Below are 10,388 nucleotides of genomic sequence, written 5' to 3'. Positions count from 1 at the left end.
CGTCTTCCTCCACCGAAATCTCGGCAACCAGTCGCTTCTGCCGGCGCAGGCGCAGCAGGGCTTCGTTGACCGCGATCTGCCGCAGCCACCCCCAGAAGGGGCAGTCGGCGCGATAGTCCGGTAGGTGGTGGAACAGCTTCAGCATGGTGTCCTGCAGCACGTCGCCGGCCTCCTCGCGGTCGCCGCAGATGCGCAGCGCCAGCGTGAACACCGGCCGCTCGAACCGTCGGTAGATCTGCTCGAACGCCTCCCGGCAGCCGGTGCGCGCGCGGGCGACCAGGGCGTCGGGGATGTCGATGGCGAACTGCGATCGGCTCAAGCGGGGAAATTCGTCGGGGTTCGGAGGTAGGGATGCGGCGGAAGGCAATACCGTCGCAGGGGCGGTGAAGTTCCCGCCGGCCCCCTCCCTCCGGCGCCTATAATCGAGGCCACATCACGGGAGGGGGCCAGCATGGATTTCGGTATTTCGACACTCGTGGTCGCGGCGGTGGCGCTGTTCATCGTCGTGACCTTCTTCAAGGGCGTCCGCGTCGTCCCCCAGGGGTACGAGTTCACCGTGGAGCACTTCGGCAAGTACACCCACACCATGTCGCCCGGCCTGCACTTCCTCATTCCGTACATGCAGAGCATCGGCCGCAAGGTCAACATGATGGAGCAGGTGTTCGAAGTGCCCTCGCAGGACGTCATCACCAAGGACAACGCGGTGGTGAAGGTGGACGGCGTGGTGTTCTTCCAGGTGCTGGACGCCGCCAAGGCGGCCTATGAAGTGTCCAGCCTGGACCAGGCGATGATCGCCCTTGTGCAGACGAACATCCGCACGGTGATCGGTTCGATGGACCTGGACGAGTCGCTCAGCCAGCGCGAGACGATCAATGCGAAGCTGCTGGGCGTGGTGGATCACGCCACCAGCCCGTGGGGCGTGAAGGTCAACCGCATCGAGATCAAGGACATCCAGCCGCCGCGCGACCTGGTCGACGCAATGGCCCGGCAGATGAAGGCCGAGCGCGACAAGCGCGCCTCGATCCTGGAAGCGGAAGGCGCGCGGCAGTCGGAAATCCTGCGTGCAGAGGGCGACAAGCAGAGCGCGATCCTGGAAGCCGAAGGCAAGCGCGAGGCCGCCTATCGCGAAGCCGAGGCGCGCGAACGCCTGGCGGAAGCCGAGGCCAAGGCCACCGAACTGGTGTCCAACGCCATCGCGCAGGGCGACGTGCAGGCGATCAACTACTTCATCGCGCAGAAATACGTGGAAGCGTTCAAGGAGCTGGCCACCGCGCCGAACCAGAAATTCGTGCTGATGCCGATGGAGGCCAGCGGCATCATCGGATCGATCGGCGGCATCGCCGAACTCGCCAGGGAGGCGCTGGGCAAGCAACAGGCTGCTGCGCCGCCGCGCCCGCCGCGCGTCCCGGGAGGCTGACATGAGCATCAAGTTCGCGTTCTGGGCGATCGCGGCGCTGGTGCTGTTCGCGGCGGAAGCGATGGCGCCGGGCGCCTTCATGTTGTGGTTCGGATTCGCGGCGGTGGCGATGGCGATCGTGGTGCTGGCCGCGCCGGGCGTGGGCTGGCTGGCGCAGGTGGTGCTGTTTTCCGTGCTCGCCGTGATCTCCGTGGCGGTCTACCGCAAGTGGTTCCGCGGCAAGGGGCGGCAGAGCGACAAGCCGCTGCTCAACCGCCGCGCCGAGCAGCTGGTGGGAACCGTCTCCACGCTCGACCAGCCCATCGAAAGCGGCCGCGGYCGGGTCAAGATCGACGATGCGTTCTGGACGGTGGAAGGTGCCGACCTGCCCGTCGGCACGCGGGTGCGGGTGATCGCAGTGAATGGCATGACCCTGAAGGTGCAGGAGGCGTAAGTGGGCGTTCCGCGGCTGGCGTGGTCGATGTCGGTGCTGGCGCCGTTGGCGGTGGCGGCGACGGATCTCGTCGGCAAGGTCATGCCGCCTTACCCGGACGGGCTCGACGAGTTGGGGGGGAGTTGCGTCTCGGAGTCCGCGGATCCGGCCCGCGTCTGCGATTACTCCGTCGGCGTGCTGGCCGCACCCGCAGCCACAATCGATGGCGACCCCGTGCCGCGCTTCGTGGTGGCAGGCCAGTTCGCCGGCCGCGACGGCGCCCGTGCGCAGTGGCGCATCACCGATGCGCTGCCGTATCCCACCGGACGGACCGGCTACTACCTTCAGTTCGGCACCTGCCGCGTGAACGGGCGCGACGACGCGCGCGTGGCGGCGATCGTTCGGCAGCACGACACCGCGACGGAATGGCTGAAGGATGTCGCGTGGGCGGGCCGGCTGCGGTTGCCCGATGGCCGCTTCGAGGTGCTGGAGGCGCGTTCCGTGGACTGCATCAACGAGGCCTACTACGGCCTTTAGCACGCGGCGTACGACGGCGCTCCGTCGTGCCGCACCGTGCTGGTGCGTTCTGGGATAATGGCCCTCTTTGTCCGTCCCGGAATCCGTCATGACCCAGAAGACCATCCTCAACGACACCCATCGCGCGCTCGGCGCCAAGATGGTCGACTTCGGCGGCTGGGACATGCCGATCCACTACGGCTCGCAGATCGAGGAGCATCACCAGGTGCGCCGCGACGCCGGCATGTTCGACGTCAGCCACATGACCGTGGTCGACCTGCGCGGGCCGCGTACGAGGGAATTCCTGCGCCAACTGGTCGCCAACTCGGTCGACAAGCTGCAGAAGCCAGGCAAGGCGCTGTACACGGCGATGCTCAATGCGCAGGGTGGCGTCATCGACGACCTCATCATCTACTTCCTGGCGGAGGACTTCTTCCGCCTGGTGGTCAATGCGGCCACCCGCGAGAAGGACCTGGCGTGGATCACCGCGCAGGCGGCGCCCTTCGACGTCCAAGTCGCCGAGCGCCCGGACTTCGCCATGGTGGCCGTCCAGGGTCCGACCGCCCGCGAGCGCGTGCACGGGCTGTTGCGGGAAGAAGACCGCGCGAAGGTCGGCAAGCTGACCCGCTTCGCCGCCGCCGACGCCACCAGTGCCCAGGGCGTGCCGCTGTTCGTCGCGCGCACYGGTTACACGGGCGAGGACGGTTACGAGATCGTGCTGCCGCAGGCGCAGGCGGTGGCGTTCTGGAACGCGCTGCTCGATGCCGGCGTCAAGCCGGCGGGCCTGGGCGCGCGCGATACGTTGCGCCTGGAGGCCGGCATGAACCTGTACGGCCAGGACATGGACGACACCGTTTCGCCCTACGAAGCGGCGCTCGCCTGGACGGTCGCACTGGACGAAGGCCGTCCGTTCACCGGCCGCGCCACGCTGGAGGCGCAGAAGGCGACCGGCGCGGCGCGCCAGATGATCGGCCTGGTCATGGACGAGAAGGGGGTGCTGCGCCACGGGCAGAAAGTGCTCACCGCCCATGGCGACGGCGAGATCCTGTCGGGCACCTTCTCGCCGACGCTCGGCAAGGCGATCGCGTTCGCGCGCGTGCCGGCCGGCGACATTCCGCTGGGCGCCGCGGGCGGCGTACGCGTGGACATCCGTGGCAGGGACGTGCCGGTGCGCGTCGTGAAGTTCCCRTTCGTGCGCGACGGACAGCCGCAGCCGGGCGTCCTGGAGTGAGCCGCGACTGGCAGCCTTCACTTCCGCATTCCTCCGCTAAACTATCGTTCCCTTCCCGACCCACGCAGCGATCCGGAGCACCCCATGAGTGAGATTCCTGGCGATCTGAAGTTCCTGAAGTCCCACGAGTGGGCCCGCGTTGAAGCTGGCGGTCGCGTCACCGTCGGCATTTCCGATCACGCGCAGGGCCTGCTGGGCGACCTGGTCTACGTCGAGCTGCCCAACGTGGGCGACCGCATCGAAGCCGGCAACGCGAGCGCGGTGGTCGAGTCGGTCAAGGCGGCGTCCGACGTCTACAGCCCGATCACCGGCAAGGTCGTCGAGGTCAACGCCGCGCTGGCCGACAAGCCCGAAACCATCAACGAAGACGCCTACGGCGAAGGCTGGATCTTCGTCCTCGAAGCCGAGGAGCCGGAGCAGCTCAACGACCTGCTCTCGCCCGACGACTACGCCGAGCTGATCGAAGACGAAGACCACTGAGGCAATCCTGCAGGCGGTCCCCGACGGGGAGCCGGCGATGGCGGACGATGATCCGCCGCTGCCGGCTCCCCGTTTCGTTTCCGACGCGGCGCAGCGCGCGGGACAGACGGCGGGGTGCGTCGTCGCCGTCGCGCGCCACCTTCGGCGGCGGGAAAAGTGGAATGGCGGGTACGCGCCGGGCGTCACGCGTTCGTGCGGCGGAGTGGCATGCGCGGCAGGTGATCGCGAGCGTTCTCCCATCGACGGCATGGTTTCGAACGTCGCGATGCGTCGCCTGGCGAAGAAAAAAGTTTGCGCAATTTGGCGCAATCGGGCTTGTGCGACGCGAAATCCGACGCCCCAGACGAAAGTTTTTTTTAGCCGCCGTTCAAGCCATCGGCGTGCACGTCGGTGCGACCGCATGGCATGCCGCGCCGCGTGGCCGACGCGTGGTGCGCGCATGCGCCATGAAAAAAATGCGCGTTTTACCGATGTTTTTTTTCACGCGCATGTCAGTGGGTCGCGTCGAGGGCATCCGCCATCGCCACGGGACGGTGGTTCCGCGCGCTCGCTGCCGCCGTGTCGCCGGGAGGGGCGTCGGAAAAAAGTTGCGCGAAGGTGTTGACACCTTGAAAAACCGTGATTAGGTTTCGCCCCAAGCAGCACCGGCTGCGGAAGCGAGTGAGTCGAATCAACACGACAGCGCGAGAGACAACACAGCCCATCGTCCGCACCCAGATCGCGGTGGACRCAGGCCTCGCTTCCCCCGGAAAAACGCAACGCACCCTTTCCACCGCACCCGTGTCGCCTGGCGACGCGGGTGTTTTCGTATTTGTAGGGAGCCGGGTTTCGCACGCCGGGCGCCCTGGGGAATCCGTATCGCCGCGCGTGTCGCGACGACGGCTGCCGGCGGGTCCGACTCCCGCGGCGTTTCTTGCAGCTGGGCCTGCCTCCGGGCAGATGTGCTGTAACCAGACGTAAAAATCCATAGTTCACTGACGAGGAGCCATCACATGGCAATGAAGAAAGCTGCGAAGAAGAAACCGGCCGCCAAGAAGGCTGCCAAGAAGGCCACCAAGAAGTCTGCTGCCAAGAAGACCGTGAAGAAGGCAGTGAAGAAGGCTGCCAAGAAGGTCGCCAAGAAGGTCGCCAAGGCCAAGAAGGCAGTGAAGAAGGTCGCCAAGAAGGCTGCGAAGAAGGTAGCCAAGAAGCCGGCGAAGAAGGCCGCCAAGAAGACCGCGAAGAAGGCCACCAAGAAGGTAGCCAAGAAGCCGGCCAAGAAGGTTGCCAAGAAGGCCGCCAAGAAGACCGCGAAGAAGGCTGCCAAGAAAGTAGCCAAGAAGCCGGCCAAGAAGGCCGCGAAGAAGGCCGCCAAGAAGCCTGCCAAGAAGTCCAAGAAGAAAGCGGYCCCGGWCGCGCTGCCGGCCACCCCGGCTCCGCTGATCTAAGCCCACCCCGGTTATCCGTAACACCATGGACTCTCTCCCTGTGCCCAGCGGGGGGAGAGTTTTTTTATGCGCGAACCGCTAGGCTTCCGCTTTCCGGATGCCGACAGGGTGGCGCGTGAAGTTCATCAAATGGGTGCTCGCGGCCATCGCCGCGTTGGGGTTGCTGTTCGTGGTGGTGGGGTTGTTCCTGCCGTCAACCACGCATGTCGAGCGCACCGTCGTCATCAAGCGCAGCCCCGGACCCGTCTTCGACACGCTCGACTCGTTCCGGCGCTTCAACGACTGGTCGCCGTGGGCGGAGTATGACCCGCAGGCCAGGTACATCTTCGAAGGTCCGGACCGTGGCGCGGGCGCGCGCATGCGTTGGGTGGGCAACCGGGCAGTGGGCAGCGGCAGCCAGGAGATCATCGCCAGCGAGCCCAAGCGTCGCATCGTGGTGGCGCTGGATTTCGATGGCAGCCAGGCGCAGGCGACCTATCTGATCGCGCCGGAAGGCGACGGAACGCGCGTGACCTGGGCGTTCGACAGCGCGCACGGGTTCAACCCGCTCAAGCGTTGGCTGGGCCTGCTGTTCGACCGGATGATCGGTGCGGACTACGAGAAAGGGCTGTCCAGGCTCAAGGCGATGCTCGAACAGGACGCGCAACGCTGACGACGACGGCTGCCCGGTCGATGGTTCCCCATCGCACCGGCAGCGTCCGATGAGTGCTCAGCGCGGCGATGCGGTCGCGCGCTGCGAAGAGGTCCCGCTGTCCTTCCGGTTGTCGACCGGCGTTCCGTCGGGCGACTCGGCGAGCAGCAGATCGTAGTCGGCAGGCGTTTCTACCCACGGCTGGCCCGGCAGGCCCATCGCACGATCGAGGATGGTCGGCAGCAGGCCGGACGGCAGCGAGCTGTCGCTGTTCCACACCAGGGCCACGCCGAGATCCTGCCCCGGCACGAGGGCGACCAGCCCCCGGTACCCCTGCACGGCGCCGGCATGGAAAACCACCTGCTGGCCCGCGTAATCGAACACGCGCCATCCCAGCGCATAACTGGCGGAGTTGACGCGCTCCCGGCGCCAGCCGCCGCGCATTTCCCCGGGCGTCGTCACCACCGGTGCATGCAGCGTCGCCAGCAGGGGCGCGGGCAGCACGTCGGGACGATGACCTGTCTGGGCGATCAGCCACTGCGCAAGATCGCTGGCGCTGGCGTTGACCCCCGCCGCCGGCGGCAGGCGGTAGTAAGTGGGCTTCGGCGTGAGCGACACCCAGCCATTGCGGGTGCGCACGTGCGGACGCGCCCAGCGCGTGCTGCCTTCGATACCGGCGAGGCCCATGCTCGCATCGTTCATGCCCAGCGGCTTGAAGATGCGGCGGTCCACCGCCTGGTCGTAGAACGTCCCGGACGCAGCGAACACCACGTCGCCAATCAGGCTGAAGGCGACGTTCTGGTAGGCGTAGCACTCGCCGGGCGCGCACTTCAGCGGTGCGTAGGCCAGCTTGCGGGCCACGTCGTAGTACTCGGCATTGGCCTCGATGTCGCGATCGAACGCGTTGTGCGCCTGCAGGCCGACGCTGTGGCTGAGGACATCCGCGACGGTCACGTGCGCCGTCGCATTGGCATCGCTCAGCTGGAACCCCGGCACGAACTGGTTGACCTTGCTGTCCCAGCGCAACGACCCGTCCTGCACCATCAGGCCCGTCAGCGTGCTCGCGAAGGCCTTCGACAGCGACGCCAGCCGGAACACGGTGTGCGAGTCGACCTGTTGCGGGTTCACCACGTCGGTGACGCCATAGCCGCGCGCGCTGAGCACGCGGCCGTTGTGCACGATGGCCATCGCCAGGCCAGGCACGCGCTGGCCGACCGTGAGGTGCTCGGCCATGGTTTCGAACGCACGCACGTCGAAGCCCGCCGCGAGCGGCTGGACGTTCTGCTCCGCCAGCGAGGTGCGGTAGGGACGCGGCTGCGTGGGCGACATGTAGGGCGCCGTGCTGGCCGCCGCATTGCCCGTCGCCGCGGCGGCCTGCGGGCCTTGGCCGGCGGCCTTCCAGCTCGACGGTGTCTGCGCCGTGGACGAAAGCGTCAGCGGCAGCAGCAAGCCGATCATGCCGACACGGAAGACATGGCGCGATCGCCGGCTTTTCTTGGGGTTCATCGTGCGTGGCGCCTGCGTGAGCGGATGCTGCCTGGGATCATAACGCCGCTTTTTTCGGTTGCACAAACAAGGAGAGGTTCCGTGTGCATGTTGTTCATCCTGTTGCGGATTGCGGATGTGCGGAACGTCCCAATTCAGCAAGGTGGAATGCCTGCGATGCGAGGGCGTGCATCGCGTTCAGGAAGATCCACTAGACCACATGCAAGTGCCGCGCCAACAAGGCGCGCGCCAGCGCGACGCGCGGGCATCGGCTGAACAGATACACGGCTTGATCGCCGCGCGGGGGCTGTGTACGGCGGGTGCGAACTCAGTCGACGGTGGCCAGTGCGCTCGGCGCCGTGTGTGCCGACAGGTCGTCGCCACACAAGGTGGGAAGGCCGCGGATCAGATCCGACGCGCGCTCGGCGATCATGATGGTGGGTGCGTTGGTGTTGCCGCCGATCAGCGACGGCATCACSGMGGCGTCGATCACSCGMAGCCSCTCGATGCCGCGCACGCGCARCTGCGGGTCGACGACGGCGTCCTCATCCTTGCCCATGCGGCAGGTGCCGACCGGGTGGTAGACGGTCTCCGCCTTGGCGCGGATGAAGTCGACCAGCTCCGCATCGGACAGGTCGGTGCGGCGGGGATGGATCGGTGCTCCGCGGTAGGCGTCGAACGCGGGCTGGGCGAACAGCTCGCGCGACAGCTTGGCGCACTCGACCATCATCTTCAGGTCGAAGCCTTCCTGGTCGCTCAGGTAGTGGGCTTCGATGCGCGCGTCGGCACGCGGATCCGCGCTCGCCAGCGCGATGCGGCCCCGGCTTCGCGGGCGCAGGAAGCAGGCATGYAACGTATAGCCGTCGCCGGGCAGCCGGTGACGACCGTGGTCGTCCAGCATGGCCGGCACGAAATGCATCTGGATGTCGGGGCGGTCGTCCGGAGCCAGCGGCGAGCGCACGAACGCGCCGGCCTCCGCAATGTTGCTGCTGCCCGGGCCGCGATGCCCGCGCAGGAAGTAGTCGAAGGCCGTCTTCAGCTCGCTGGTACGGTCGTAGGTGATGCGCTGCGTACTGTGCTGCAGGGTGCAGATGTCGAGGTGGTCCTGCAGGTTGCGGCCGACGCCGGGCAGCGCGTGCCGCACGCTGATGCCCGTCTGCTGCAGGTGATCCGCCGGGCCGATGCCGGACAGCATCAGCAACTGCGGCGAGTTGATCGCGCCGCCGCTCAACAGCACCTCGCGTCCGCACCGCACGACGATCTCATGGCCGCCGCGGGCGTAGGCGACGCCGACGGCGCGTCCCTTCTCCAGCAGGATGCGCCGCACCAGTGCGCCAGTGACGATGTCGAGGTTCTGGCGGTCGCGCGCCGGGTCCAGGTAGGCCACCGCCGCCGAACAGCGTGCACCGTCCTTCTGCGTCACCTGGTAGAGCCCGAAGCCCGCCTGCGTCGCACCGTTGAAGTCATCGTTGCGCGCGAAGCCGGCCTGCACCCCCGCCTCGACGAAGGCCGCGGACAGCGGATTGGTGTAGCGCAGATCGGACACGTGCAGCGGGCCGTCGCCGCCATGCAGCGTGTCCGCACCGCGGGTGTTGTGTTCCGAGCGGCGGAAATAGGGCAATGCGCCCGCCCAGCCCCAGCCGGCGGCACCCGCAGCCGCCCAGTCGTCGTAGTCCTGGGGCACGCCGCGGATGTAGCACATCGCATTGATCGAACTGGASCCGCCCAGCACCTTGCCGCGSGGCCACCACAGGCGACGGTTGTCCAGGTGCGGCTCGGGCGCGGTGTCGTAGTTCCAGTTGACACCTTTCTGGCCGACCAGCTTGGCCAGGCCGGCGGGCATGTGGATGAAGGGGTGCCAGTCGCGCGGCCCGGCTTCGAGCAGCAGCACGCGGCACGCCGGGTCTTCGCTCAGGCGGTGGGCAAGGACGCAACCGGCCGATCCGGCGCCCACGATGATGTAGTCGTACACATGCTGCCCTGTTGCGAAGTCCGGCCGAACCTAGCGGCGGGGGATAGAGCAAATGCTCGGGCATTCGACGCGTCCGGCGCCGGGGACGCGCAATGCGGGATTCCGGCGGAGCGCGTCCCCGGAAAGGCTGGCGATGTTGCAGCGCATCGGATACCGTGCGCGCCACAGGCGGGCGGTGCCCGCGTCCCGATGAAACGATCGCAGGCCGCGCCCATGGACCCGTCTTCCCCAGCGACCACCCGGTTCGGCCGATTCCGCGCGGCGCTGTCGGAGTCGCCGCCGCTGCTGTGGGCATTCGTGTACTTCTTCTGCCTGCTGAGCGGCTACTACGTGCTGCGGCCGGTGCGGGAAGCGATGGCGGCCTCCAGCGACATCGAAGCGGTGTTTCCGCCGGCACTGATTGCCTTCTTCGCCAGCCGCGGCATCGCGCTCAGCGAATTCACGCTGCAGTTCATCTTCAGCGCCGTGTTCGTCATCATGCTGGTGCTGCAGCCGGTCTACGGCTGGCTGGTCAGCCGCTTTCCGCGCCGGGTGTTCCTGCCGGTGATCTACGGCTTCTTCATCGCCACGCTGCTCGTGTTCTACGCCATGTTCGACAGCGGCATCGCGGGGCGCGGACTGGCCTTCATCCTGTGGATCACGGTATTCAACCTGTTCGCGGTCGCCGTGTTCTGGAGCTTCATGGCGGACGTGTTCACCAATGCCGAGGCGCGCAAGTTCTACGGGTACATCGGCGCAGCCGGCACGATGGGGGCATTCCTGGGGCCCGTGCTGACCAAGACGCTGGTGGTGCGGGTCGGCATTCCCAACATGATGC

The 10,388-nt window shown here is 67.2% G+C and carries 11 protein-coding genes; 8 read left to right on the top strand and 3 right to left on the bottom strand.

Annotated features, from left to right (window positions below; all coding sequences use genetic code 11):
• The coding region (locus AC04L7_RS05885; protein WP_475512676.1) for an RNA polymerase sigma factor at positions 1-319 on the bottom strand (319 nt) is incomplete at its 3' end.
• 132 nt (positions 320-451) lie between these two features.
• Here AC04L7_RS05885 and AC04L7_RS05880 point away from each other — a divergent pair.
• The 7 genes from AC04L7_RS05880 (at position 452) to AC04L7_RS05850 (ending at position 6,135) form a co-directional block, all read left to right on the top strand.
• Complete coding sequence (locus AC04L7_RS05880) at positions 452-1,417, top strand: SPFH domain-containing protein (RefSeq protein ID WP_435996956.1); 966 nt, start codon at positions 452-454, stop codon at positions 1,415-1,417.
• A 1-nt stretch (position 1,418) separates the two neighbouring features.
• Positions 1,419-1,850, top strand: coding sequence for an NfeD family protein (locus AC04L7_RS05875; protein ID WP_435996958.1), 432 nt, complete (start codon positions 1,419-1,421; stop codon positions 1,848-1,850).
• Positions 1,851-2,366 carry a hypothetical protein gene (locus AC04L7_RS05870; RefSeq protein ID WP_296279702.1) on the top strand — a complete coding sequence of 172 codons (516 nt, stop codon included), beginning with the start codon at positions 1,851-1,853 and terminating at the stop codon, positions 2,364-2,366. It begins immediately after the preceding gene.
• Positions 2,367-2,454: 88 nt separating this feature from the next.
• The gene (gene gcvT / locus AC04L7_RS05865) at positions 2,455-3,576 is read left to right on the top strand and encodes a glycine cleavage system aminomethyltransferase GcvT (protein ID WP_435996961.1); all 1,122 of its coding nucleotides are present in this window, start codon (positions 2,455-2,457) and stop codon (positions 3,574-3,576) included.
• 84 nt (positions 3,577-3,660) lie between these two features.
• Positions 3,661-4,056 (top strand): glycine cleavage system protein GcvH, encoded by a 396-nt coding sequence (gene gcvH / locus AC04L7_RS05860; protein ID WP_296279706.1) that lies wholly within the window; start codon positions 3,661-3,663, stop codon positions 4,054-4,056.
• Positions 4,057-5,048: 992 nt separating this feature from the next.
• Positions 5,049-5,483, top strand: coding sequence for a hypothetical protein (locus AC04L7_RS05855; RefSeq protein WP_475512675.1), 435 nt, complete (start codon positions 5,049-5,051; stop codon positions 5,481-5,483).
• 115 nt (positions 5,484-5,598) lie between these two features.
• Positions 5,599-6,135 carry an SRPBCC family protein gene (locus AC04L7_RS05850; protein ID WP_435996964.1) on the top strand — a complete coding sequence of 179 codons (537 nt, stop codon included), beginning with the start codon at positions 5,599-5,601 and terminating at the stop codon, positions 6,133-6,135.
• A 57-nt stretch (positions 6,136-6,192) separates the two neighbouring features.
• On the opposite strand, the gene AC04L7_RS05845 is transcribed toward AC04L7_RS05850, so the two are convergent.
• Both AC04L7_RS05845 and AC04L7_RS05840 read right to left on the bottom strand, forming a co-directional pair.
• Positions 6,193-7,620, bottom strand: coding sequence for a serine hydrolase domain-containing protein (locus AC04L7_RS05845; RefSeq protein ID WP_435996966.1), 1,428 nt, complete (start codon positions 7,618-7,620; stop codon positions 6,193-6,195).
• A 307-nt stretch (positions 7,621-7,927) separates the two neighbouring features.
• Complete coding sequence (locus AC04L7_RS05840) at positions 7,928-9,571, bottom strand: GMC family oxidoreductase (protein WP_475512674.1); 1,644 nt, start codon at positions 9,569-9,571, stop codon at positions 7,928-7,930.
• Between the two features lie 213 nt (positions 9,572-9,784).
• On the opposite strand from AC04L7_RS05840, the gene AC04L7_RS05835 reads away from it, so the two are divergent.
• Positions 9,785-10,388, top strand: a 604-nt coding sequence (locus AC04L7_RS05835; protein WP_475512673.1) for an MFS transporter, incomplete at its 3' end; no start/stop codon positions are given.

Source organism: Pseudoxanthomonas sp. LjRoot204_2, assembly GCF_056175765.1.
The sequence above is the reverse complement of the archived record's forward strand: the minus strand, read 5'-3'. Positions and strand labels throughout refer to the sequence as shown.

Coding starts and splice junctions, on each gene's coding strand:
- AC04L7_RS05880 (WP_435996956.1), top strand. CDS start 452: ATGGATTTCGGTATTTCGACACTCGTGGTCGCGGCGGTGGCGCTGTTC.
- gcvH (WP_296279706.1), top strand. CDS start 3,661: ATGAGTGAGATTCCTGGCGATCTGAAGTTCCTGAAGTCCCACGAGTGG.
- AC04L7_RS05845 (WP_435996966.1), bottom strand. CDS start 7,620: ATGAACCCCAAGAAAAGCCGGCGATCGCGCCATGTCTTCCGTGTCGGC.